The sequence below is a fragment of the Chryseobacterium sp. KLBC 52 genome, from assembly GCF_003347605.1.
Classification (GTDB): Bacteria; Bacteroidota; Bacteroidia; order Flavobacteriales; family Weeksellaceae; genus Chryseobacterium.
This window is the reverse complement of record NZ_QDFZ01000012.1, coordinates 103,858-127,424: the sequence shown is the minus strand read 5'-3', so window position 1 is coordinate 127,424 and position 23,567 is coordinate 103,858. Positions and strand designations below refer to the sequence as shown.

Here is a 23,567-nt window from a genome sequence, read left to right as displayed (position 1 = left end):
ATTTATTTTGTTAAAATTAAAAAAAATGCCCGGCAGGGACAAACAAAAAGGAAGGATTTTCCCAACCTTATGCTAATGAACCTTATAGCCCTCTTTTTTAATAAAAAAATGCCCTGCAGAAACAGGGCACTTATATATTTTGTACTTCTAATTAGTGTTCAGCTTTTGGTGCTTTATCAGCTTCAGCAGGTTTTGCAGCCGCAGTACTGTCTGCTTTTGGAGCAGCAGCTTCTTCTGGTTTTGCATGAGCCTCTTCTTTATGTTCTGCAGCTCCCGCTTCATGTCCGTGAGCTTCTCCCTGAGGGTCGTCAGAATATCTTTCTACTCCTTCTTCAAGTTTCAAAGTACCTCTGTTTCCTCCTTGTGGAACTTTCTTACAGCTTACCGCTACCGTTGCAATCGCTAAACATATAACTAATTTTTTCATATGTAAAATTATTTTTTTTAAAAGGTAAAATGAAACCGCACTATTTTAACTTATTTGATCCTCCAAACAGCAAACGATTTCATGCTTCAATTTTTGATTGCCCAAAAGTAAGAAATCCTGCTTTTTTCGGCAACATTTTTATACTGATTTTAATATTATTTTCCCTTTTTTGGATTGGGTAAAAATAAGATACTGGTCTCCTCCGTCTTTTAAACCATATTTCTTTTTGATTTCTTCAGGTTTCAGAGGATAATTTTTTGTAATAATATTGAACTGTCCTTTCTTTTTAATACTTTTAGAATCAACAGATTCCATTTCTAAAATTCTTCCGGGGAAGCTTCCAATTCTTTCGCTGGAAGTGTAAAGATGGCTGTTGGGATGAAGTTTTTTTAATCCGAATTTCTGAGAGATCAGATTAAAGACTCCAGCCTTCAGAATGGAGTGATTGGGAATGTAAATGTATCTTTCAGGTTCAGAATATTCAGATTGCGCAGTTTCTTCTTCCCCAAATGTAAAGCTAAAGATAGATTCATTGCTTTCAAGGTTCACACAATTACAGATGATCTTATCCGTATTTTCGTTGGAAAGAAATACGACAACTTCTTTCACATCATTTTTCAGAGCGATAATATCAATCCTTGAAATACCCGGCAATACCGAAACAAGATACTTAAGATCAATAAGCGGAGAAAGCTTTATCACCACAAGATCGGATATGGAACATAATTTTTCCTGAATTTCAAGAATATCAGGAGACAGATCTTCCAAAAGAAAAACTTTATTTTTTTGCTCATCTCTTCTGGCCGGATCAAGATAAATGACATCAAAGTGTTCGGTATTTTCATTCAGAAAATCTTCAAGCTTAAGATTGATAAATTTCGCTTTGCGACCTAAAATCCCCCAGTTATTTTCAACAATCTTTAAAAGCTCAGTATTCTGCTCTATTAAAGTGATATTATCAAAATTTTGAGACAGATAAAAGGCATCAATACCAAAACCGCTTGTCAGATCAATGAAATTATTTCCTTTTAGAAATCCTGATTTATATAGCGCCGTTTTTTCAGATGATGACTGTTCAAGATTAAGCTGTGGCGGGAAAAGAATACCTTCTTTTAAGAGAAACGGAAATTTTCTCTCTGCCACCTGTTTTCCTTTGATCTGCTGCACAATTTCATGCATAGAAACCTCCGGAAACGGAGATTTTTTCAGCAGTAATGTATGTAAATCTGTATTCAGATTTGCATTGATATAGTTTTGAACTTCTTTGTTTAGTAATTTAACCACAGATTTTCGCAGATTTACACAGATGATTATGTTATATATTTTAAAGGATTCCAAATAAATTATGTGCAATCATCTGAGGAAATCCATGTAATCTGTGGTGAAATTAAAGTATCCTACAGTTCTCATAAACTTTCGAAGATGATTATTCTTTATTTTTTAGTCTAACTTTCCATTTATCTTTCTAAAAATGCTTTTATCAATATAGTCGGTATTAAAGTTAACTAAAATCCCTAATTTCAAATTTGTTAGTTTTAAATATGTTAATAATTGCTGATGGTGGATATTTAATATTTCAGTAACTGCCTTAACTTCTATGATTACTTTGTCTTCAACAATTATATCTGCTATAAAACTTGAATCAATAAATACATCTTTAAATTTAATATTCATTGAAACTTGGGTCTGTACTCTTAAACCATTATTTTCCAGTTCATAAGCTAAGACTTTTTCATAAACTTTCTCCAAAAGACCTGGACCTAGTTCGTTGTAAACAGAAAATATAGATTTTCTGATGTAAAAACTTATCTCATTTTCTTTCATTACATTGTATTTGTATCAAAAGTACAATATTATGAGATAGCACTATAGTTTCTTAATTTAACCAAAATTCAAATAGAAATTATATTTCAACCTTAATTGGTTTTAACCTTAATATAATTGTTCATATTTAAACTTTTGATAAAAAAATTCACAGAATATTATGAATAATCATCTGTGAAAATTTGTATAATCTGTGGTTAAAAATATTATTCAAACATTTCCGCCCAACGAACGGCTTTTATTTCTTTTTCGTTGTAAAGATCTGCAATAGACTTTTTAACGTCTAATTTAGGGTACAAATTCACTCCGATAAGCTTTATTTTCCCTTCTTCAATCCATTGCTGTTCTTCTATAGCATGATCATAGATTTTTTTCTGAATAACTCCCTGCTTCAACAGTTCTAAATATCCTCCAGCTTCTTCAATCTCAACGAACAAAGCCCATGCTTTTTCAGCAAACTGCTGGGTAATATCTTCCACATAATAACTTCCGTTAGAAGCATCTTCAAATACATTGATGATACTTTCGTAAGCCAGAACAATCTGTTGTTTGAAAGAGATCTCTTCTGAGTTATCTGTACTTCTGTCAACAAGATAGTTATTGGAAAATACAGCATCTGCCCCACCAATCATTGCAGAAGCAAGCTCCAGTGTAGAACGGATAAGGTTATTTTCGTTGTCAGCAACCGCTTTATTTCGCAGTGAAGTCTCGGCAAAGATGTAAGGAACTTCGTCCAGTCCGTATTCTTTGGAAAGTTGGTTAAAAACAATTTTAAAAGCTCTCAGTTTGGCCATTTCAAAGAAATAACTTCCACCTACTGCAATTCTAAAGATCAGTTTGTTTAAAATTTCAGCGCCATAAGCTTCCACCAATTCCTTAGCTTTTGCAAGGGCAATTCCAAGCTGTTGGTAAATAGCAGCTCCGGCATTCTGATGGAGTGAGATATCTACACAAATATTTCTTTTAAAATCTTTTGACAGCAATTCTTTTACCAGCTGATCATCAATACTTCCTTCTTTTTCATTAAAGACATCAATCAATGAAAAATACTGATCTTCTTCTTTAGGACTGATATGCCCTGCAAGATCTTTATTATTCACAAAAAGAGTTTTCTGATCAAGATTTTCTACATTCTGATCAAGGATGAATGCAAATACTTCTTCTTCCAGACTTTCATGGTATCTAGCTACCAGATGGGTGCTTTCTTCAACTCTTGGCAGGTTGACCAAAGGTTTCTGTACCTCTGTGTAAAAAGGCTTCACCTCTATTCCTTCCAGATTCTGTTTCTCTAAAACAGGGTAAATATCCTCTGTTTTAAGCTGTTTTTTGACTAGATTTTCCCAGTTTGAAAGTATATCTGTATTTGACATTAGTTTTTTTATTTGTGAATGGTCAATGGTGAATTCTGCTTCGCAAGTGAATTTTTAATGTTAAAAATTCATTTCATCATTGAAATCATTCTATTTAACTTTTATTACTTTTTAGCCACTTTTGTGCTGTCTACTACCAGAATAAAGATCTCTTCATTCGGTTTTTTCATAAAATAATTTTCTCTTGCGTACTTTTCTTTTTCTGACTTGTTATTCATCAGTTTTTTATAAAAAGCATCATTTTTCTCGTATTCTTTTTTATAATAATCCAGCTGATCTTCATATTTATGAATCTCACCATTCAGTTCATTAATAACAAGAAATGAGGTTTTATCGAAAAAAATCATCCATACCAAAAACAGACAGATCGTAATGGTATACTTATTCAAAACATATTTCTGGATAAGTTTGAATGTTTCAGATTTCGGCTGAATGTCTTTGATAAGGTTGTTTTCTTCCATTTTTTTAATGTTTTTTCAACGAATTTTTAATAACGGTAGTTAAAAAATCAATCGCTACGGAATTCTGCTTCATATTGGGAATAATAAGATCCGCATCATTTTTAGACGGCTCGATGAATTCCTGGTGCATTGGTTTCAATGTGGTCTGATAACGGTGTAATACCTCACTCAGATCTCTTCCTCTTTCCTGAGTATCTCTTCTGATCCTCCTGATCAGTCTTTCGTCAGAATCTGCATGAACAAATACTTTCAAATCAAATTCTTTCAGCAATTCTTTGTTGGTTAAAACAAGAATTCCTTCTACTACCAATACGTTTTTAGGTTCTACAGTGACATGATCTCCTGTTCGGGAATGCGTGACAAAGCTATAAATCGGCTGTTCAATAGACTCATTATTTTTTAAAGCTTTTACGTGTTTTATCAGTAAGTCAAAGTCTATAGATTTCGGATGGTCATAGTTCAGAGCTTCTCTTTCCGTCAATGTAAGACCTTGGTTGTCGTGATAATAATTATCCTGAGAGAGGATATTCATTCCCTCAATATCAAGCTGCTGAAGTATCTTATCAACAACTGTAGTTTTGCCGGATCCTGTACCACCGGCAATTCCTATTACAAGCATTGTTTTTTTGTTTCTTTATAGTTGGTACAAATATACTATTTTAGATAAAATATGACAATGTAAGTGTATTGAGAAATTAAAAGATTAAAGCATTTAAATATCAAAATATTTTCAGGAAAGCTTTCAGTCTTTATGATTTATTGTTATTACTCAAATGTACTCTCTTGATTTAATAAAAAAATCCGACAATTCATTTGCCGGATTTTATTTTATACGATTTCGCTTGTTAATTCACGCGAAATAAGTTTTTCATGCATAGGCTTCAAAACATCCATTGAGCCGGTTTTTACGGTACATTTGCCTTTGTAATGAACCAGAATCGTACATTGCTCAGCTTGTTCCAGGGTATGCTTGCATATTTCGATCAGACAGTCTATGACATAATCAAAAGTATGAATATCATCGTTATGCAGTACCAGTTTATACACTTCATCCGTATCATCTAAAACGAGAACTTCTTCTTCGTACTGACGTTTCGGATTTTCGTAATCTTTTATGCTGTTATAAAAATTCATTTTCATTCTTTTAAACTTCACCTATTTTGTCTGCCAGATTATCTATAGCATTAGGTTCCTGATAAACCAGTTCCACAAGTTCTACACTTTTGTTATTCATTTTCAGGATTTTGAAGTGATAATCTTCAAGATCAAACTCCTGGTTTTCTTCAGGGATTTCTTCCAGCTCATAAAGAATGAATCCTGCGAGTGAGTTGTACTCGCTTTCTTCGGAAAGAGGAAGTTTTTTAGGTAGAAATTCGTTGATTTCGTCCAAAGGCTGTGTAGCCTGTACCCAATAGGTATTGTCCGCTATTTTATCAACTATTTTTTCTTCATCATCTTCTTCATCCTGAATTTCTCCTACAAGTTCTTCAAGAATATCTTCTAATGTAATAATACCTTCAGTTCCTCCAAATTCGTCAATAACAATGGCGATATGTTGTTTTTTAAGCTGGAAAGTCTTCAGTAAGTCTGAAACTTTTTTGCTTTCCACCACGAAGAAGGCATCACGCATTAAGTCTTTAAGATCTTCATGATCCAGATCTCCTTTTCTCTTTACAAATTCTCTTATGATTTCCTTTGTGTAGAAAATACCGATCACATTATCAATAGAATCAATATAAACAGGAATACGCGAGTAACCGCTATCCATTATTTTGTTGATAATATCATTAATATCTTCTTCAAAATCTATGGATGTAATATTCTGTCTTGGAACCATGATCTGCTTGGCAGAGTGATCTGTAAAATCAAATGCATTTTTAATGATCTCGTAGTTTTCTTCTTCAATCTCACCACTGTCTGCACTTTGTTTTACCAAAAGCTGAAGTTCTTCGGTAGAGTGAATTTCCTGCTCAGAAGCAGGGTGAATTTTTACCAGTCTTAAGAAACCATTTGACATGGAGTTCATCAACCAGATAAACGGTTTAAAAATCGTATAGAAAACTCTCAACGGAACTGCTGTTGCCATTGTCGTTGATTCAGATTTTCTGATGGCGATTGATTTTGGAATAAGCTCACCAAATACGATGTGCATGATGGTAATCAATACAAAACTTGTCACTACCGAAATGGTAGTAATGGTTGTCTGAGTCAAATTAATACTCAAAGACGTAAAAATATTTTCAACAATATGATGCAGGGCACTTTCTCCTACCCAACCAAGGGCAAGGGATGCCAATGTAATTCCTAATTGTGTAGCGGAAAGATATTCATCAAGATGTTTGATGATATGCTCTGCCTGTTTAGCCATAGAGTTTCCTTCTGCAGCTTTTAACTGAATTTGTGAATAACGAACTTTAACAATTGAAAATTCTGCGGCTACGAAGAAGCCATTTAGTAAAACAAGAAATAAGGCCAGCAAAAGCCTGACTATGTCCGAGTCCATTTAGAGGTTGTATAAATTTTATTAAGTACAAAGATATGTAAAATAAAAATAACCTGCCTGAATCCGGGATTGATTATTTCGATGAAGAAATTTTCTTACAAAAATAAGGCTTGATATAATAGGGCTAATTTTAAATAAAAAAAATAATCTGGCTACGTGTTCATTTTTTATAAAAACAAAGATTTTTGAGCCCTAAACAGCAGTTTTAACCTTATAAAAACAAAAAAGCACCGAAAATTTCGGTGCTTTTATTTGTATATAAAATAATTCTTTATGAATTTTTCAAAGCTTCTGCTCCGGAAACAATTTCCAGGATTTCGTTGGTAATTGCAGCCTGTCTTGCTTTGTTATAGAAGATCACAAGATCATTCTTTAAAGCCTGAGCGTTGTCTGTTGCTTTGTGCATTGCAGTCATTCTCGCTCCGTGCTCAGATGCTACTGAATCTAAGATCGCTTTGAAAACCTGGGTTTTGATAGACTTTGGAATCAAGTTATCCAGGATTTCAGCTCTGTTAGGTTCAAAGATATAATCTGTTTCAACCTGTGGCTCAGTATTTTCCGGCATTGAGATTGGAAGAAGCTGTTCTGTAGTTACTTCCTGAGTAGCAGCATTCACGAATTTGTTATAGATAACATAAACTTCGTCAAATTTACCTTCTTTGAAGCTTGTCATTACTCCTTCAGTGATATGAGCAACAGCATCAAAGTTCAGATTATCATATACAGTACTTCCGTTAGTATATACCGTACGGCTTTTTCTTACAGCATCATATACTTTTTTACCTACAGGAAGAACTTCAACCTCGTACTGGGCGTTGTTCTGAAACTGAAGGTTAAGCTCTTTTACGATAGAAGAGTTAAAAGCTCCCGCAAGACCTCTGTTTGAAGTAACAGCGATGAATAATACTCTTTTAACCTCTCTTTTCTGAGCATATACAGAAATCTGATCAGGATCAGAGCTAGAATTCACATTCTGGATAAGCTCCTGTAATTTTTCAGAATAAGGTCTTAACATTACGATTGCGTCCTGTGCTTTTTTAAGTTTCGCTGCGGAAACCATCTTCATAGCACGTGTAATCTGCATCGTAGATGAAATTGACGTAATTCTGCCTCGTATTTCTTTTAAGTTTGCCATTAATTTGGGTTCAAAGTTTAAGGTCTAAAGTTTAAGGTTTAAAACACTATATTTCAAACCTTAAACATTGAATTTTTTAGTTGTATTTAGAAGCTAAATCGTTAGCTGCCTGCTTAAGAACACCTGTAATATCGTTATCGATTTTTCCAGCTTTAAGCGCAGCCATTGTATCTGGGTGCTTAGATTTCAGGAACTCGATATATTCGTGTTGGAATTCTTTAATCTTGTTCAATGGAACGTTTCTCATTAAGTTTTCTGTTCCAGCATATACGATCGCTACCTGACTTTCTACAGGAAGTGGTGCATTTACCGGCTGCTTAAGGATTTCTACGTTTCTTTCACCTTTAGAGATAACTGCTAAAGTAGAAGCATCAAGGTCAGAACCGAATTTAGCAAACGCTTCTAGTTCTTTATATTGAGCCTGGTCAAGCTTCAATGTACCAGATACTTTTTTCATTGATTTGATCTGAGCGTTACCTCCTACCCTTGATACAGAGATACCTACGTTGATTGCAGGACGAACCCCTGAGTTGAATAGATCAGACTCCAAGAAGATCTGTCCGTCTGTAATAGAGATTACGTTTGTAGGGATATATGCAGAAACGTCACCAGCTTGAGTTTCGATAATCGGAAGGGCTGTTAATGAACCACCACCTTTTACGATTGGCTTAAGAGACTCTGGCAAATCGTTCATTTGCTTAGCAATTTCGTCATCAGCGATTACTTTTGCAGCTCTTTCCAATAGTCTTGAGTGAAGGTAGAAAACGTCTCCAGGATAAGCTTCACGGCCCGGTGGTCTTCTCAATAGTAGAGAAAGCTCACGGTAAGCAACAGCTTGTTTAGATAAATCATCATAAACGATAAGTGCTGGTCTACCAGTGTCTCTGAAGAACTCACCGATAGAAGCTCCTGCCATTGCAGAATATACCTGCATTGGAACCGGATCTGATGCGTTAGCTGCAACGATTACCGTATAAGCTAAAGCTCCTTTATCAGAAAGCGTTTTAACGATTTGTGCTACAGTAGAAGCTTTCTGACCGATAGCAACATATATACAATATACTGGTTTACCAGCATCAAAGAATTCTTTTTGGTTGATGATCGTATCGATAGCAACAGTAGTTTTACCTGTTTGTCTGTCACCAATGATAAGCTCTCTCTGACCTCTTCCTACAGGGATCATCGCATCAATTGCCACGATACCAGACTGTAAAGGCTCAGTTACCGGCTGTCTGAAGATAACTCCAGGAGCCTTTCTTTCCAATGGCATTTCATATAAATCCCCAGTAATAGGACCTTTACCATCGATTGGGTTACCAAGAGTATCTACTACTCTTCCTAACATACCTTCTCCTACTTTGATAGAAGAGATTCTGTTTGTTCTTCTTACTGTATCACCTTCTTTTACTAATTTACTTTCACCAAGTAGAGCAACACCCACGTTGTCTTCTTCAAGGTTAAGTACAATACCTTCTACATCACTAGAAAATTTCACCAACTCTCCGTATTGTACGTTTTCTAACCCGTATACACGAGCAATACCATCACCGATGGTTAAAACTGTACCTACTTCCTCAACGTTTGATTGAGTATCGAAGTTGGCCAATTGCTGTTTTAAGATCGCAGATACTTCTGCCGGATTTATTTCTGCCATTGTATGGTTGTTTTTCTTAATTTAATTGGAAATCTTTTTTAACTTGGTTCAATTTTGTCTTCACAGACGCATCTACCTGCTGGTCGCCTACTCTCAGAACATATCCTCCAAGAATTTCAGGCTTCACATTTACTTTCAGATCAAAGTTTGAATCAGCATTTACAAGATTGGTAGATCTTAAAATCTGGTCAAGGTTTTCTTTTGAAAGCGGAGTTGCTGTTGTAAGTGTTACTCTCTGTACACCACTAAGGTCTTCAACTTTATTGATGAATTCCTGAGCGATATTTTTCAATTGGTTTTCACGTCCGTGTTTAATAACCAATCTGATCAGGTTTTGAGAAGAAACAGATAAACCTTTGAAAATTTCGTTTGCTACTTCTATTTTCTTTTTAGAATCGATGTAAGGAGTAAGGAAAAACTTGTTTAAATCTTTAGATTCAGTCATTACCTTTACTACATCTTTCATTTCAGAAAATACAGTAGCCGTTTGCCCTGCTTCGTTGGTGAAGTCAAGTAAACCTTGTGCGTATCTTTTAGCTACTTTAGATGTAAGCATTCTTAGTTAAGGTTTGATTTGTTTAAATAATTTTGAACTAATTCGTTTTGAGCTTCGCTGTTGTCCAGCTTTTGCTTCAAGATAGACTCAGCAATGTTTACAGATAAAGTACCAATCTGAGTTTTGATGTCTGCCATTGCAGCATTTTTCTCAGCGTTGATAGTCTGTTTAGCAGCTTCGATCATTTTGTCTCCTTCAGCTTTAGCAGCATCCTTAGCTTCTCCTACGATTCTATCTTTAATTTCTCTGGCTTCTTTAAGGATCGCATCTCTTTCGATTTTAGCTTCACGAATGATTCTTTCGTTATCCTCTTTTAAAGTTTCCATTTCTTTTCTAGCTAATTTAGCTTGATTAAGAGCGTCAACAATAGATGTTTCTCTGTCATTGATAGACGTTAAAATAGGTTTCCAAGCGAATTTACCTAACAAAAATAATAATGCTAGAAAAATTACAGACTGGATAATAAATAACCCTGATGAAAACTGATGAATTAATTCCATTATATAAATGTATAAATAATTATTACTTTTTTTTAAAGAACCATTACCTGTAACCAACCGTCACAGATAATGGTTTGAGTTTAATTAGTTTACTGCGAATAGAGCAGCAAACGCAACACCTTCTACAAGTGCAGCTGCGATAAGCATAGCTGTTTGGATTTTTCCAGATTGCTCAGGTTGTCTAGCGATAGCTTCAAGAGCAGCAGCTCCGATTTTACCAAGACCGATACCTACACCTAGTACTACGATACCAGCACCTACAATTTTAGGGATTTCCATAATATATAATTTTAAAAAATTTGTTTTACTTTAATTTATAATTTCAATTAGTGAGCTGCATGATGTTCGTGCTCGTGCTCTTCTACTGCCATTCCAATAAACAGTGCTGATAACATTGTAAAGATATAAGCCTGTAGGAATGCTACCAATACTTCCAGTAAATAAATTACTAATGTTAAGAATGGGAATGCAACACCTGCGATGAAATTCTTGAATACATAGATCAATCCGATCAAACTCATTACTACGATGTGTCCTGCAGTCATGTTGGCAAAAAGTCGGATCATCAATGCGAATGGTTTAGTGATTGTTCCTAATAATTCGATAGGAAGCATGATCAGTTTCATTGGAACCGGTACTCCTGGCATCCAGAAGATGTGTTTCCAGTAATCTTTGTTCGCTGAGAATGTTGTAATCAAATACGTAAGGATAGCCAGGAAGAATGTCATAGTGATATTACCTGTAACATTAATTCCGAAAGGCATTAATCCAAGAACGTTAAGGAAAAGGATAAAGAAGAATACTGTTAATAAATACCCCATGAATCTCTTATACTTATGTCCGATGTTAGGAATAGCAACTTCGTCTCTTACAAAGATGATCAGTGGCTCTAAGAATCTTGCTGCACCTGTTGGGATCGCTGACTTCTTATAAGATTTAGCCATTCCAACAAATAATACAAACATAAAGATTGACACTAATAAAATAATCAATACACTTTTTGTAATAGAAAGATCTAGAGGCTTCACGTTAGTTGGATGACCGTCTTCACCAAGTGTTAAAGTTCCAGCTGCATCAGTCTTGTAGATTTTTTCATGGTGCAATACATAAAAAGAACCGTCTACTTCAGTAGGCTCTCCGTGCATGAACCCTTCTTTGTTACTCATGAAAGAGTGGAAACCGTTATCATAGATAATAACAGGAAGAGGGAAACCGATGTGGTGACCATCTTTATCAACCATCAATGTGAAATCATGTGCATCCAATAAGTGATGATCGATGAACTCTTTGTTTTCTTTGCTTACTTTGTCTTTCTCTGAAAGCTCTTGAGCAGGAGCTGCGCCAGCAGTAGCCTCACCGTGCTGTGCAGACACTAAGTTTAATACAAAAATACTGTAGAATAAAACTGCGAATTTCTTAAACATTGATAGGTTTTTTTCGTTGTGCAAAAATATGATATTTTTTCTAGTTTCAATAAATTATTTTACTGTTTTTTATCATGATTAATCAGCTTGATGGCATAGTATGTAAGCAGGGCTGTCAGGACAAAATAGGGCATAATAAAATGAAATTTATAGCCAGGAATCACTTCAAAGTTCAGTTTTTTTCTGATTAAGTACATCAAACCGAATTTTAAAAGGATCAAACCAATAACAGACAATCCTAAAAATTCCGGCGCTACTCTATTGATTAAGATAATAAGGGTGATCATCATCATAAACATGACGCTTAGAAAAAGGTAAAATTTAATGATCACAATTTCATCCAGGTGAAAAACAAATTTCCAAAGGGAGAAATGCACTAGGAAGGTCAGAAAGAATAAAATGACAACAAGAATATTGGGATTAATTTTCATTCTATATTTTAATTGATCGCAAAAATAGACTTTTTCTATCGGATTATACTATGATTTGATATTTATCATTTTTCTTGTCTATAATAATATTACGTATATATATAATATTACGTGATTAAACACTTTGGATATGCTAAAAATTCCTTATTTTTGCAAACCTATAATTTACAATAAATATGTTTAATAGTTTACAGGATAAATTAGACAAGGCATTACACAATATTTCCGGAAGAGGAAAAATTACTGAAATCAATGTGGCGGAAACCGTAAAGGAGATCCGTAGAGCATTGGTGGATGCCGACGTTAACTATAAAGTTGCGAAAGATCTTACAAAGAGAGTTCAGGATAAAGCATTAGGAGAAAACGTTCTTACTTCCCTTACTCCGGGACAGTTGATGACGAAAATTGTTCATGATGAATTGGTAGACCTTATGGGAGGTTCTCAGGAAGGAATCAATCTTTCAGGAAAACCCTCTGTAATCCTTATTGCAGGTCTTCAGGGATCTGGTAAGACTACTTTCTCAGGAAAACTTGCTAATTATTTACAGACAAAAAGAAATAAAAAACCTTTATTGGTAGCGTGTGACGTTTACCGTCCTGCAGCGATTGACCAGCTGAAAGTATTGGGAGGACAAATTAATGTCCCTGTTTACACTGAAGAAGGTGCTACTAACCCATCTACCATTGCTGAAAACGCGATCAATTTTGCAAAGGCCAACAACCATGATGTAGTAATCGTGGATACAGCTGGTCGTTTAGCGATTGATGAGCAGATGATGAACGAAATCAAATCTGTACATTATTTCATTAAACCAAATGAAACCCTATTTGTTGTTGACTCAATGACAGGTCAGGATGCTGTGAATACAGCAAAAGCATTCAATGATGCTTTGAACTTTGACGGGGTTGTTTTAACGAAATTGGATGGTGATACAAGAGGGGGTGCTGCACTGACGATCCGTTCTGTTGTTGAAAAACCAATCAAATTTATCTCTACAGGAGAAAAAATGGAAGCTTTAGATCTTTTCTACCCGGAAAGGATGGCAGACAGAATCCTGGGAATGGGAGACGTTGTTTCCTTAGTAGAAAGAGCTCAGGAGCAGTTTGACGAAGAGGAAGCTAAAAAACTTCACAAAAAAATTGCTAAAAACGAGTTTGGTTTTGATGATTTCCTTAAGCAGATCAATCAAATCAAGAAGATGGGTAATATGAAGGATTTGATGGGAATGATTCCTGGAGTTGGAAAAGCCATTAAAGACGTAGAAATCAGTGATGATGCATTTAAACACATTGAAGCGATCATCTACTCTATGACTCCTGAAGAAAGAAGAAGGCCTTCCATTATCAATACACAGAGAAAAAGTAGAATTGCTAAAGGAGCCGGAAGAAAAATCGAAGACGTGAATCAATTGATGAAACAATTCGATCAGATGGGTAAAATGATGAAGATGATGCAAGGACCTCAAGGAAAGCAAATGATGCAGATGATGAGCAAAATGCCAAACATGCCTGGAATGGGTGGAATGTTTGGAAAATAAGAAAGACAAAATCATTCATAAAAAAACTCTCAGAAATTCTGAGAGTTTTTTGTTTTTATACTACAATTTGTTTATTTAAACTTGTATCCTACTCCTAACTGGAAGAAATTCATCTTTAGTTTTTCTCCATCTACAGGATTTTTGATCATATTGGTAAGACCAAAACTGTAACGGGCATCTACAAATAGTCCTTTATATACATTATAATCAGCACCAAGGAACAAACCGAATTCTGTCGATTTCAGTCCATTATCAAAATAGTTTTCAAGATATTTTTCACCTTCGTTGATAGCAGCTGGATTCGACTGAGCTCCGCTCACTTCAATTTTAGCTTTTGTATTGGTTCTGAAACTTACATATGGGCCGGCATAAAGCCCCAGTTCGGGAGTTGCATAATATCTTGCGGATACAGGAATAACAATTCTGTTAAAATGCAGTTTTTCCGTTACAGTAACTCCGGAAACCTTCACCACTGCTTTACCTCCAAGGTTAGCGTATTCCACTTCTCCCTGTAATGCAAATTTACTGTTCAATTTATGCTCAACCAAACCACCGATATAAAAGCCGGATTTAGATTCAAGACTTGCTCCAATTCCGCCAAAATCGACACTGTTTGCATCAGAATTTAATGTTGATAAAGCATAACCTGCCTTTATTCCAAATGTAGTTTGCGCATTCAATCCTGCAAATAAAGCAATTGCAGATGCTAATAAGATTTTTTTCATGATTAAAATAGTTTTAAAATAAAGAAGCCCTAAGATAGCTATCTTAGGACTAATATATCTATTTTATTTTGCAAATACATATTTAACTCCAAAAGTCACGGAACTTAAACTGATACCAAATTTGTAATCATCCGTTCTTTTTGCCCCATCAATATCTCTTTTGTAAGTATTGTATCCGAATTCCCCAATTGTAGCTTCAATTGACCAGTTTTTAGTCACGAAATAATCCAGACCCGGCTTGATATTCACTCCAATATTGGTATAGTTATTTTCTCTGTTCAAGGCAGCTGTAAGCAAAGGATCCACATCATTAATATTACTGTTTGCATTCATTTTTTCCTTACCAAACTCCAATGGAACCTGTAACTGCCCGAAGATGTATAATTTATCAGATAAAGTCCAGTATTTTCTCACGAATGGTGCTACCACAAAAGCATTATCTGTATATTTAACTTCAAATACATTACTTATGGCAGGGTTGCCCAATTTATATTTTGTAACAGAGCTTTTATAGCCTACGCCAAGTCCCACAGCCAGGTTAGTAGTAACGAAATACCCTGCCGTAGGAAGGATTCTGATCACGTCATCCTTTCTATTGGTTTCAAATTCGTTTTTCTCATTGTGATAATATCCTACCTGACCTGAAAGATAAGAAGTTCCTTTTGCGATCTGTGCATTTGATAAACCGAAAAGCGCCACAGCACCCATCAATACGATTTTTTTCATGATTTTTATATTAGTTTTGTATAGAAAAAAAGCCCTAAGGGTTTCTCAGGGCTTTCTTGCTATATGCTTTGTTTATTATTTTGCAAATACATATTTAACTCCGAAAGTTACAGAAGATAAATTCAATCCGAAGTTGTAGTTGTTTGTAGCATCACCATCTTTTGGCTTGTAGTTGTTATAACCGAACTCACCGATAGTAGCTTCGATAGACCAGTTTTTGTTTAAGAAATAATCTAAACCTGGCTTAACAGTAACACCGATTTGAGTGTATTTAGCTTCAGTAGAAGTAGAGTTAGAAATTGTAGTATTTCCAGCTGTAGTTACAGAGCTAGTTTCAGTTTCAGTTTTTCCGAACTGCATTGGAACTGCTAATTGTCCGAAGATATACAACTTGTCAGACAAAGTCCAGTATTTTCTTACGAATGGAGCAACAACGAAAGCTGGTTGCTTAACTACATTTTCGCTTACAGTTGTAGCGTTTCCGATTGTAGTAGTCGTAGTAGCTGTAGTTTTTTCAGTTTGGTATCCTACACCTAATCCGATTGCTAAGTTAGTGTTAACGAAATATCCAACTGTAGGTAATACGTTGAAGTTTTCAGTTTTAAGGTTACCGTTGTTCGTTTCTACTTGAGAATAACCAACAGATCCTGATAAATATGTAGTTCCTTTAGCAATCTGAGCGTTTGATAAACCAAAAAGTGCAACAGCACCCGCTAATAATATTTTTTTCATTGTAAAAAATTTTAATACTTTCTGAGGGCAAATTTACAGTGGTCCCCACTAATATTAAAATTTGTTAATGTGATTAATATCATTGTTAAAATTTGGAGTTTTATAAAAATAAATCCTAGTTAAGAAGACTTATTAAGTTTTTCACAATATTATGAATAAAAAAATCACTTTTTTTCAACAAGACACAAATATATTTAACTTTTTAAATTTTACCATTTTTTGCAAAACCCCATAAATTCTGGAAAAATGCTAAAATTAATTAACCTAAATTACTAATTTTAAAGTTATTAACTCTTAAAATTTAAACAATTGTTTATTATTTAAGACTATTTTCACGTATTTCTAATCGTTACAGATCTACTCTATTAAAAATTTATGATTAACACTCTGTACATTTATATATAAGTAATGAAAAAACTCCGGCCTTCGGCCGGAGTTCTCATATGCACTTGTTTTTTCTTATTTCAAAAAGAAATTATAACCTAGGTTAACCGCTCCTACATTCCAGCTATATCTTCCCCATCCTGGCAGGTCACGCTTATTACTGATAGATTGGTAACCGATGTACAACTCTCCTTTAGACATCTGATATCCAAATTTAGGCTGTGCATAGAAACCTCCATCTACTCCATCCTTTGTAGAAATACCATATCCAAGGTCTAACCCTACAAAAATAGGAGCACCCTTAAATCTGTATTTCCCGGAAACAGCTACAGGAACAAATCCGAAATCATCAAAGTGATCTTTTCCAAAGAAATGAGAATATCCTGTGGTTACCCCAAGGTCAAAACCTTTAGCAATATTCCACATATAAGCTGCATCCACTCCTAATGTAAACGAAGATACATCACTTGCGTCAGATACAGGAACACCAATATGTCCACCCAATTTAAAACCTTCCTGTGCCTGAGCAGCACCTCCTAAAAGTGCAAAAGCACCTAGTAATAGTAGTTTTTTCATTTTTTTAAGTTTAAATTTTACCCTGCAAAAATACTAATTATTTTCATCATTAGAATAAAATTGCCTTATAACAGAAAAGCAGGACAAAATTTGTCCTGCTTTTATTATCATTTGAAAGTAAATTTTTCAGAATTAGTTTCCTCCGAATTTAAAGCCTACACCTACCTGAGCAAAGCTATTCTTTACAGTACCTCCGCTGTTGTCATTGGATAGGTTGGATACTCCCAAGCTGTATCTTGCATCAAAGAAAAGTCCGTTTTCCAGCATATATTCAACACCTAAGAAAGGGGCAAGATTTAAAGACTTGATATCTTTTTTAATATCTACATCACCGGCATCTCCTTCCATTTCTACGTCAAGGAAATCTGAACCTATTACAGTCTTTTGTTTGGCAGTAAGAATGATTCCTACGTTAAGACCTGCAGCTACAGAGAAACCTTCTGTAATAAAGTATTTCGCAGAAACAGGAACCAAAAGAGTTCCAAAAGTTACTTTAGTTGATTCACCAAAATACATTCCTCCGGCGTTTACTCCATCAATTTTCTCCTTGGCTCCAAGTGGTGAATACAAAACCTCTCCCTGAACAGCAAAGTTATCATTGAATTTATACTCAGCCATTCCACCAATATAGAAGGTATATTTAGGAGACATTTTTCTTCCGTCAAGATCATCTTGCTTATCGTCTAGTTTAATAGTAGACATTGCGAAACCAGCCTTTGGACCAAATCGAAATTCCTGTGCGTTGGCACAAATTCCCATAGCAGCGACTGCTGCAACAAGTAAAAGTTTTTTCATGTTTAGTTAGTTTTTACATTTAAGGTCTGCAAAACTAACTATTTTTTTCAAATTAACAAATTTTAACTAACTATTTTAAAGTTAACAAAAGGTTAACAGAAACTTTTACAAATTCAGAACTAGTCGTTTCTCAGTCTTTTCTCCTCATCGTTATACGCCAGAATAATCTTTCTTACTACCGGGTGTCTTACTACATCTTCTTCTGTAAGATGCACAAATCCGATTTCTTTTACTCCATTTAAAATTCTCATAGCCTCTTTCAGTCCGGATTGTTGGTTCTTAGGAAGATCAATCTGACTCGGATCTCCTGTGATAATGAACTTAGCATTCATTCCCATTCTGGTAAGGAACATTTTCATCTGTGCATGAGTGGTATTCTGTGCTTCATCCAGAATCACAAAAGCATCATCCAAAGTACGCCCTCTCATGAAAGCCAATGGTGCTACTTCAATCACTTTCTTCTCCATGAAACCTTCCAGTTTCTCATGCGGAATCATATCACGAAGCGCATCGTATAAAGGCTGTAAATACGGATCCAGCTTTTCTTTAAGGTCACCAGGAAGGAATCCAAGACTTTCTCCTGCTTCTACGGCCGGTCTTGTCAGGATAATTCTTTTCACCTCTTTATCTCTCAAAGCTCTTGCCGCCAATGCAACGCTGGTATAAGTTTTTCCGGTACCTGCAGGCCCAATGGCAAAAACCATGTCCTTTTTCTCCGTCTCTTTGACCAGCTTTTTAAGATTGGTCGTCTTAGCTTTAATTACTTTTCCGTTAACTCCTTTTACAATGATATCCTGATCGAATACCAGTTGCTTCTCATTTTCGTCTTTAATATTCAATATATTTTCAACATCTTTCAGCCCTATTGAATTGTTTTTGGAGATAAAACTGACAATATCGTCCAGTTTTTGTTTCAGTATGTCTAAAGCTTCCTGATTTCCCATGGCAAAGATAAAATGATCTCTTCCTGTAATTTTAATGGTTGGAAAGCTTGATTTTATTAAGTTGAAATATTGGTTATTAACTCCATAGAAGATTTTCGCATCGATATCTTCCAAATCATATGTTAATTCAAACATGCAGTATTTTTATTTTTAGATTTTAAAATTAAAGCTTTTTTTCAAATTTATATCAAATTCTTTTCAACAATCTTTCGGGCTTTCTTTTTATTTTAAATAACTTTGCAATACTACACTATTCTATAAATTGCTCATGTCAATTATTACCCTTACTTCGGATTTCGGAAATTTAGATTACAGAGTTGCCGCTGTGAAAGGCAAAATTCTGTCTCTAAACCCTGAGGTTAATATTATTGATATCACCCACGAAATCCAGGCATTCAACCTTATACAAACATCGTATATTGTAAGAAATGCATATAAATATTTTCCCAAAGGAAGCATCCACATTCTTTCCGTAGACAGTTTTTACAACAAATCGAGAAAGAATCTTATTTATAAAGCTGACGGATCTTACTTCCTGGCGGCAGATAACGGCCTTTTAAGCCTCATATTTTTTGATATTAAACCGGAAGCGATCTACGAGCTTACACTGAACAATCGTTTTGATGACGTTATCAACTTCACTTCTACAGACATTTTTGTTCCTGCAGCAGTGCATCTTGCCAATGGTGGACTTCCTGAAGTTATAGGAAGAAAAATAAACACTGCAAAACAACTCATGTTTCCAAGAGCGGTTTATAATGAATCGGAAGGAATGATTATTGGTGAAGTGACTTATATTGACAATTTCGGAAATATAATATCAAATATCAATAAAGATTTTTTTGAAAACATCAGTAAAGGCTATAGCAGTTTTACGATAAAATTCAGAAATTTAAGCCTTTCACGAATATTTTCAAGCCACACAGAGGTGGTTTCAGACTGGAAAAGGGAGACCGAATTCCACGGGCAGTCTGCTGCTATCTTCAATGATAGTCAGTTATTGGAGCTTACCATCTACAAAGGAAGCAAGAAAAACGGTGCTAAAAGCCTGTTTGGACTGAATGTAGGCGAAAATATTTATATCGAATTTAGCTAAGATTATATATTTCTTAAAAAAACCGATTTTTTTTATATATTTGTCAAAATCTAAAAATCAAAAATGGCAGAATACAAATTATTGCTTCCATCCATGGGAGAAGGGGTTATGGAAGCGACAATTATCACTTGGTTATTCAATGAAGGTGATAACGTAAAGGAGGATGACTCCGTAGTAGAAATTGCAACAGATAAAGTAGATTCAGACGTACCGACACCAGTTTCGGGGAAAATTGTAAAAATTTTAAAGCAAAAAGATGAAGTTGCAAAAGTAGGTGAAGCCATTGCTATTTTAGAAATTGAAGGAGAAGGCACAGCTTCAGAAGAAGTAAAAACTGAAACTCCGGCGGCTACTCCGGATGCTGAAACTTTAAAAGCGATTGAAGAGCCTTTACAAACAATGGCTGCTTCAAACGTAGAATTCTCAGGAGATCTTTATCTGTCTCCACTCGTAAAATCTATCGCACAACAGGAAAACATTTCTGAAACTGAACTGAAAACTATCAAGGGAAGCGGTTTAGAAGGAAGAATTACCAAAGAAGATATATTAGCGTATGTTGCTAACAGAGGAAGCAAGCCAGCTCAGCAGGCGGCTCCGGCACCAGCAGCATCTACTCCACAGCCGGCAGTATCTGCTCCTGCAGCTACCATTCCGGTAAGTGCAGGTGATGAGATCATTCCAATGGACAGAATGAGAAAGATCATCGCTGAAAACATGGTAAAAGCAAAACAAATTGCCCCACACGTTACTTCTTTCATTGAAACAGACGTTACCAACGTTGTAAAATGGAGAAATAAAAACAAAGCTGTATTCGAAAAACGTGAAGGTGAAAAACTGACTTTCATGCCTATTTTCGTAAAAGCGGTAGTGAAAGCCATTCAGGATTTCCCAATGATCAATGTTTCTGTAAATGGTGAAAACATCATCAAAAAGAAAAACATCAACATCGGTATGGCTACTGCCCTTCCGGACGGAAACCTTATTGTTCCTGTGATCAAAAATGCTGATCAGTTATCTCTTTCAGGTCTTGCAAAGGCAATCAATGACCTGGCTTACAGAGCAAGAAACAAGAAATTGAGACCAGAAGATACTCAAGGGGCAACGTATACAATTTCTAACGTAGGAAGTTTCGGAAACCTTATGGGAACACCTATCATTCCTCAGCCTCAGGTAGCTATTTTAGCCATCGGAGCAATCGTTAAGAAGCCTGCAGTTCTTGAAACAGCTGATGGAGACGTAATCGCTATCAGAAACTTAATGTTCATGTCTCACTCTTATGATCACAGAGTGGTAGACGGTTCCCTAGGAGGAATGATGCTGAAGCACGTTCACGACTACCTTGAAAACTGGGATCTGAACACAGAAATATAAGTAATAAATAATCAGTAATAAGTAATTTTGCTTATTGTTGATCATATAAAATGAAAGCCTTCGATTAAATCGGGGGCTTTTTTGTTTTTTCATTACCAAGCTTAACAATACTCCAAAAGACTAATTATCCTACCAAATAAATATCAAATATTCAACAAAAACAACAATTATAAATCAAATCAATAATTATTTAAAATATTTATATACTGTGCTAACTTTTTTGGAAATTAGATTGATTAGCATTATTTTTAAACAAATATTATTTGCGAAAATGGATCCGGATTACAGAAAATATGACATTACACGATTTTTTGATTTCACAGAGGAAGATGAAAAATTAATTACTGAGGTTTTTGATCTCCTTTCTGAGTCATATGATATTTCAGTGATTGATAATAAAGAATCTCCTTATGAACGATTCAGCTCTCATGATATGTATCCGTTATTTATCCCGCAAATCTGTTATTTAGTAAAAGACAAAAACCAAAAAAGTACTTTCTATCTTTTTATTGTCAGTAAAGTTGGCATGACTTCCCGAGGTGCACGTTTAGGACGTAAATATGATACCATTCAACTTTGGGGATTAAAAGAATTAGATGAAAACTTTGGATATATTTCCCTCAATAAAAAGAAATTAATGGATAAGGTTGCAGGAATTTTCAGCAGTTTCAATATTAATTTTAAAGACCGTGAGTTTAAAGATTTTTATGTAGTAGGAAATGATCAATATAAAACCATGAATTTTTTAACTCAAAAGAGAAAAGAAATTATCAAAAGTTTTCCCAATGAAAATTTTAAACTTGAAGTGAGAAACAGTATTTTAAGCTTTGGTATTCCTGATATTCTTACGGTTGAAAGTGCCGAAATCATCTCAAAGTTTTTAAATGAAATATAATTTCCAGATTTTACCGTAATTTCATCCCTCAAAATCTGCAGATGCTGAAAATTTTCGCCCTCATAAAAAGATCTCTCAAAAATTCCTTCGATAATATACGGAATGAACAACTGAAACACAATCTGCTTCAGGCTATTCCCTTTTGGATAGGATCTGTAATTACAGGCTTTTTTGCTGTGATGTATGCACAGGTATTTGCATGGGGTGAACATCTCATGAATTTTATTTTCGACTGGCATGCATGGATGATTTTCATTATTGCTCCTATAGGATTTGTATTATCATGGTGGTTGGTGAAAGAATTTGCGCCCAATGCCAAAGGAAGTGGTATTCCACAGGTGATGGCAGCTGTAGAACTGGCCAACCCAAAAGAACATAGAAAGATTCGAAATCTGTTAAGTATTAAAATTATTTTTTTCAAAATACTTTCTTCCGTGATCCTCGTAATCGGAGGAGGTGCGGTAGGATGTGAAGGTCCTACTATTCAGATTGCGGGTTCCGTTTTCAGAAAAGTGAATGAATACCTTCCCGAATGGTGGCCGAAAATTTCAAAGAAAAACATGATTATGACAGGAGCGGCAGCCGGACTGGCAGCAGCATTCAACACTCCGCTTGGAGGAATTGTTTTTGCGGTTGAAGAGTTGTCAAAAACCCATATCAATTACTTTAAAACGGCTTTGTTTACGGCAGTAATTATTGCAGGCCTTACCGCTCAAACATTGGCAGGATCTTATTTATATCTGGGATATCCGAAAACCAATGATGTTTCTTTAATGGTTATGTTTCCGATTGTACTGGTTGCGGTTACTGCCGGCATTCTGGCGAGTCAGTTATCGGTTATCATGCTTACAATCAATAGCTGGAAGAAGAAAAAACTGAAGACAGATAAAGCCAATGTAATCTTTCTGATCATTTGTGCTTTAATTATTGCTTCCATCGCTTATTTCATCAACAGAGAAGTTCTGGGATCGGGAAAAGAAATTATGGAGCGTGTTCTTTTTACTAAAGATAAACATGAAGACTGGTATGTTCCCATTCTCAGAATGCTGGGCCCTGCACTTTCCTTTACTTCAGGAGGTGCCGGCGGAATTTTTGCTCCGGCTCTTACAGCGGGAGCAAGTATAGGCTCTGTTATTTCTGGAGCTATTCATTTAACACCCAACGAAACCAATGTGGTAATTCTGGGCGGAATGGTAGCTTTTCTTACCGGCATTACGAGAGCTCCGTTTACTTCCGCCATTATTGTACTGGAGATGACGGACAGACATTCCCTGATATTCCATCTGATGCTTGCCGGAATGGTATCTTCTATTGCCTCTATCCTTGTAAGCAGACATTCTTTGTATGATGTTTTGAAGGTGAATTTTCTGACGGAGATCAGATCCAAAGATGAAACCGAATCCAGAAATCTATAAAAAGATGAATAGACATTCTCAGGAAACGCTAACTATTTCACCAATCCTCTTGCATATAAGAAATATATTTTCTACTTTTGCACCT

26 protein-coding genes are annotated in these 23,567 nt (G+C 35.3%); 5 read left to right on the top strand and 21 right to left on the bottom strand.

Going from position 1 to position 23,567, the window contains the following annotated elements:
* Nucleotides 1–151 precede the first annotated feature (151 nt).
* The 15 genes from DDF69_RS14130 to DDF69_RS14060 form a co-directional block, all read right to left on the bottom strand.
* Entirely contained in the window at nt 152–427 is a 276-nt protein-coding gene (locus DDF69_RS14130; protein WP_114821349.1) for a hypothetical protein, read from the bottom strand.
* A 138-nt stretch (nt 428–565) separates the two neighbouring features.
* Nucleotides 566–1,711, bottom strand: a complete 1,146-nt coding sequence (locus tag DDF69_RS14125) for a class I SAM-dependent methyltransferase (protein WP_114821348.1) — start codon at nt 1,709–1,711, stop codon at nt 566–568.
* A gap of 156 nt (nt 1,712–1,867) precedes the next feature.
* Nucleotides 1,868–2,251 (bottom strand): GxxExxY protein, encoded by a 384-nt coding sequence (locus tag DDF69_RS14120; RefSeq protein ID WP_114821347.1) that lies wholly within the window; start codon nt 2,249–2,251, stop codon nt 1,868–1,870.
* A gap of 206 nt (nt 2,252–2,457) precedes the next feature.
* Nucleotides 2,458–3,621, bottom strand: a complete 1,164-nt coding sequence (locus DDF69_RS14115; RefSeq protein WP_114821346.1) for a methylmalonyl-CoA mutase family protein — start codon at nt 3,619–3,621, stop codon at nt 2,458–2,460.
* Between the two features lie 104 nt (nt 3,622–3,725).
* On the bottom strand, nt 3,726–4,082 hold the full coding sequence (locus DDF69_RS14110; RefSeq protein ID WP_034697620.1) for an FtsB family cell division protein: 357 nt from the start codon (nt 4,080–4,082) through the stop codon (nt 3,726–3,728).
* Between the two features lie 4 nt (nt 4,083–4,086).
* Nucleotides 4,087–4,701: a uridine kinase gene (gene udk / locus DDF69_RS14105; protein ID WP_034697618.1), complete on the bottom strand. Its 615-nt coding sequence runs from the start codon at nt 4,699–4,701 to the stop codon at nt 4,087–4,089.
* A gap of 209 nt (nt 4,702–4,910) precedes the next feature.
* Nucleotides 4,911–5,216 (bottom strand): ATP-dependent Clp protease adaptor ClpS, encoded by a 306-nt coding sequence (locus tag DDF69_RS14100; protein ID WP_099049883.1) that lies wholly within the window; start codon nt 5,214–5,216, stop codon nt 4,911–4,913.
* A 10-nt stretch (nt 5,217–5,226) separates the two neighbouring features.
* Entirely contained in the window at nt 5,227–6,585 is a 1,359-nt protein-coding gene (locus DDF69_RS14095; protein ID WP_114821345.1) for a hemolysin family protein, read from the bottom strand.
* 271 nt (nt 6,586–6,856) lie between these two features.
* Nucleotides 6,857–7,720, bottom strand: coding sequence for an ATP synthase F1 subunit gamma (atpG, locus tag DDF69_RS14090; RefSeq protein ID WP_062675004.1), 864 nt, complete (start codon nt 7,718–7,720; stop codon nt 6,857–6,859).
* 76 nt (nt 7,721–7,796) lie between these two features.
* On the bottom strand, nt 7,797–9,374 hold the full coding sequence (gene atpA / locus DDF69_RS14085; RefSeq protein WP_062675006.1) for a F0F1 ATP synthase subunit alpha: 1,578 nt from the start codon (nt 9,372–9,374) through the stop codon (nt 7,797–7,799).
* 16 nt (nt 9,375–9,390) lie between these two features.
* Entirely contained in the window at nt 9,391–9,930 is a 540-nt protein-coding gene (gene atpH, locus DDF69_RS14080) for an ATP synthase F1 subunit delta (protein ID WP_114821344.1), read from the bottom strand.
* A gap of 2 nt (nt 9,931–9,932) precedes the next feature.
* Entirely contained in the window at nt 9,933–10,430 is a 498-nt protein-coding gene (locus DDF69_RS14075) for a F0F1 ATP synthase subunit B (protein WP_114821343.1), read from the bottom strand.
* Between the two features lie 84 nt (nt 10,431–10,514).
* Nucleotides 10,515–10,709 carry an ATP synthase F0 subunit C gene (atpE, locus tag DDF69_RS14070; RefSeq protein ID WP_002979108.1) on the bottom strand — a complete coding sequence of 65 codons (195 nt, stop codon included), beginning with the start codon at nt 10,707–10,709 and terminating at the stop codon, nt 10,515–10,517.
* 47 nt (nt 10,710–10,756) lie between these two features.
* The gene (gene atpB / locus DDF69_RS14065; RefSeq protein WP_114821342.1) at nt 10,757–11,854 is read right to left on the bottom strand and encodes a F0F1 ATP synthase subunit A; all 1,098 of its coding nucleotides are present in this window, start codon (nt 11,852–11,854) and stop codon (nt 10,757–10,759) included.
* 59 nt (nt 11,855–11,913) lie between these two features.
* Entirely contained in the window at nt 11,914–12,285 is a 372-nt protein-coding gene (locus DDF69_RS14060) for a hypothetical protein (protein WP_034695426.1), read from the bottom strand.
* 176 nt (nt 12,286–12,461) lie between these two features.
* Between DDF69_RS14060 and ffh the strand changes: the two genes are divergently transcribed.
* Nucleotides 12,462–13,823 carry a signal recognition particle protein gene (ffh, locus tag DDF69_RS14055; RefSeq protein ID WP_114821341.1) on the top strand — a complete coding sequence of 454 codons (1,362 nt, stop codon included), beginning with the start codon at nt 12,462–12,464 and terminating at the stop codon, nt 13,821–13,823.
* A gap of 71 nt (nt 13,824–13,894) precedes the next feature.
* Here the strand turns inward: ffh and DDF69_RS14050 are convergent, their stop codons facing one another.
* From DDF69_RS14050 to DDF69_RS14025, 6 genes are all read right to left on the bottom strand, one after another.
* Nucleotides 13,895–14,548 carry a porin family protein gene (locus DDF69_RS14050; protein ID WP_114821340.1) on the bottom strand — a complete coding sequence of 218 codons (654 nt, stop codon included), beginning with the start codon at nt 14,546–14,548 and terminating at the stop codon, nt 13,895–13,897.
* A gap of 63 nt (nt 14,549–14,611) precedes the next feature.
* A complete protein-coding gene (locus tag DDF69_RS14045) occupies nt 14,612–15,274 on the bottom strand; it encodes an outer membrane beta-barrel protein (protein WP_114821339.1) in 663 nt (220 codons plus the stop codon).
* A gap of 75 nt (nt 15,275–15,349) precedes the next feature.
* On the bottom strand, nt 15,350–16,006 hold the full coding sequence (locus DDF69_RS14040; protein WP_114821338.1) for an outer membrane protein: 657 nt from the start codon (nt 16,004–16,006) through the stop codon (nt 15,350–15,352).
* A gap of 459 nt (nt 16,007–16,465) precedes the next feature.
* Complete coding sequence (locus DDF69_RS14035) at nt 16,466–16,966, bottom strand: hypothetical protein (protein ID WP_114821337.1); 501 nt, start codon at nt 16,964–16,966, stop codon at nt 16,466–16,468.
* Between the two features lie 132 nt (nt 16,967–17,098).
* The gene (locus DDF69_RS14030; RefSeq protein ID WP_114821336.1) at nt 17,099–17,761 is read right to left on the bottom strand and encodes a porin family protein; all 663 of its coding nucleotides are present in this window, start codon (nt 17,759–17,761) and stop codon (nt 17,099–17,101) included.
* Between the two features lie 119 nt (nt 17,762–17,880).
* Entirely contained in the window at nt 17,881–18,840 is a 960-nt protein-coding gene (locus tag DDF69_RS14025) for a PhoH family protein (RefSeq protein ID WP_002979097.1), read from the bottom strand.
* Nucleotides 18,841–18,973: 133 nt separating this feature from the next.
* Between DDF69_RS14025 and DDF69_RS14020 the strand changes: the two genes are divergently transcribed.
* The 4 genes from DDF69_RS14020 (at nt 18,974) to DDF69_RS14005 (ending at nt 23,482) form a co-directional block, all read left to right on the top strand.
* Nucleotides 18,974–19,801: an S-adenosyl-l-methionine hydroxide adenosyltransferase family protein gene (locus tag DDF69_RS14020; protein WP_114821335.1), complete on the top strand. Its 828-nt coding sequence runs from the start codon at nt 18,974–18,976 to the stop codon at nt 19,799–19,801.
* 63 nt (nt 19,802–19,864) lie between these two features.
* Entirely contained in the window at nt 19,865–21,172 is a 1,308-nt protein-coding gene (locus tag DDF69_RS14015) for a dihydrolipoamide acetyltransferase family protein (RefSeq protein ID WP_114821334.1), read from the top strand.
* A 271-nt stretch (nt 21,173–21,443) separates the two neighbouring features.
* Nucleotides 21,444–22,067, top strand: a complete 624-nt coding sequence (locus DDF69_RS14010) for a hypothetical protein (RefSeq protein ID WP_114821333.1) — start codon at nt 21,444–21,446, stop codon at nt 22,065–22,067.
* A 41-nt stretch (nt 22,068–22,108) separates the two neighbouring features.
* The gene (locus tag DDF69_RS14005; RefSeq protein WP_114821332.1) at nt 22,109–23,482 is read left to right on the top strand and encodes a chloride channel protein; all 1,374 of its coding nucleotides are present in this window, start codon (nt 22,109–22,111) and stop codon (nt 23,480–23,482) included.
* Nucleotides 23,483–23,567 lie beyond the last annotated feature (85 nt).

What these genes read in the sequence shown, in the direction of transcription:
- DDF69_RS14130 (WP_114821349.1), bottom strand. Translation starts at nt 427, where the DNA reads ATGAAAAAATTAGTTATATGTTTAGCGATTGCAACGGTAGCGGTAAGC.
- DDF69_RS14120 (WP_114821347.1), bottom strand. Translation starts at nt 2,251, where the DNA reads ATGAAAGAAAATGAGATAAGTTTTTACATCAGAAAATCTATATTTTCT.
- DDF69_RS14115 (WP_114821346.1), bottom strand. Translation starts at nt 3,621, where the DNA reads ATGTCAAATACAGATATACTTTCAAACTGGGAAAATCTAGTCAAAAAA.
- DDF69_RS14110 (WP_034697620.1), bottom strand. Translation starts at nt 4,082, where the DNA reads ATGGAAGAAAACAACCTTATCAAAGACATTCAGCCGAAATCTGAAACA.
- udk (WP_034697618.1), bottom strand. Translation starts at nt 4,701, where the DNA reads ATGCTTGTAATAGGAATTGCCGGTGGTACAGGATCCGGCAAAACTACA.
- DDF69_RS14100 (WP_099049883.1), bottom strand. Translation starts at nt 5,216, where the DNA reads ATGAATTTTTATAACAGCATAAAAGATTACGAAAATCCGAAACGTCAG.
- DDF69_RS14095 (WP_114821345.1), bottom strand. Translation starts at nt 6,585, where the DNA reads ATGGACTCGGACATAGTCAGGCTTTTGCTGGCCTTATTTCTTGTTTTA.
- atpG (WP_062675004.1), bottom strand. Translation starts at nt 7,720, where the DNA reads ATGGCAAACTTAAAAGAAATACGAGGCAGAATTACGTCAATTTCATCT.
- atpA (WP_062675006.1), bottom strand. Translation starts at nt 9,374, where the DNA reads ATGGCAGAAATAAATCCGGCAGAAGTATCTGCGATCTTAAAACAGCAA.
- atpH (WP_114821344.1), bottom strand. Translation starts at nt 9,930, where the DNA reads ATGCTTACATCTAAAGTAGCTAAAAGATACGCACAAGGTTTACTTGAC.
- DDF69_RS14075 (WP_114821343.1), bottom strand. Translation starts at nt 10,430, where the DNA reads ATGGAATTAATTCATCAGTTTTCATCAGGGTTATTTATTATCCAGTCT.
- atpE (WP_002979108.1), bottom strand. Translation starts at nt 10,709, where the DNA reads ATGGAAATCCCTAAAATTGTAGGTGCTGGTATCGTAGTACTAGGTGTA.
- atpB (WP_114821342.1), bottom strand. Translation starts at nt 11,854, where the DNA reads ATGTTTAAGAAATTCGCAGTTTTATTCTACAGTATTTTTGTATTAAAC.
- DDF69_RS14060 (WP_034695426.1), bottom strand. Translation starts at nt 12,285, where the DNA reads ATGAAAATTAATCCCAATATTCTTGTTGTCATTTTATTCTTTCTGACC.
- ffh (WP_114821341.1), top strand. Translation starts at nt 12,462, where the DNA reads ATGTTTAATAGTTTACAGGATAAATTAGACAAGGCATTACACAATATT.
- DDF69_RS14050 (WP_114821340.1), bottom strand. Translation starts at nt 14,548, where the DNA reads ATGAAAAAAATCTTATTAGCATCTGCAATTGCTTTATTTGCAGGATTG.
- DDF69_RS14045 (WP_114821339.1), bottom strand. Translation starts at nt 15,274, where the DNA reads ATGAAAAAAATCGTATTGATGGGTGCTGTGGCGCTTTTCGGTTTATCA.
- DDF69_RS14040 (WP_114821338.1), bottom strand. Translation starts at nt 16,006, where the DNA reads ATGAAAAAAATATTATTAGCGGGTGCTGTTGCACTTTTTGGTTTATCA.
- DDF69_RS14035 (WP_114821337.1), bottom strand. Translation starts at nt 16,966, where the DNA reads ATGAAAAAACTACTATTACTAGGTGCTTTTGCACTTTTAGGAGGTGCT.
- DDF69_RS14030 (WP_114821336.1), bottom strand. Translation starts at nt 17,761, where the DNA reads ATGAAAAAACTTTTACTTGTTGCAGCAGTCGCTGCTATGGGAATTTGT.
- DDF69_RS14025 (WP_002979097.1), bottom strand. Translation starts at nt 18,840, where the DNA reads ATGTTTGAATTAACATATGATTTGGAAGATATCGATGCGAAAATCTTC.
- DDF69_RS14020 (WP_114821335.1), top strand. Translation starts at nt 18,974, where the DNA reads ATGTCAATTATTACCCTTACTTCGGATTTCGGAAATTTAGATTACAGA.
- DDF69_RS14015 (WP_114821334.1), top strand. Translation starts at nt 19,865, where the DNA reads ATGGCAGAATACAAATTATTGCTTCCATCCATGGGAGAAGGGGTTATG.
- DDF69_RS14010 (WP_114821333.1), top strand. Translation starts at nt 21,444, where the DNA reads ATGGATCCGGATTACAGAAAATATGACATTACACGATTTTTTGATTTC.
- DDF69_RS14005 (WP_114821332.1), top strand. Translation starts at nt 22,109, where the DNA reads ATGCTGAAAATTTTCGCCCTCATAAAAAGATCTCTCAAAAATTCCTTC.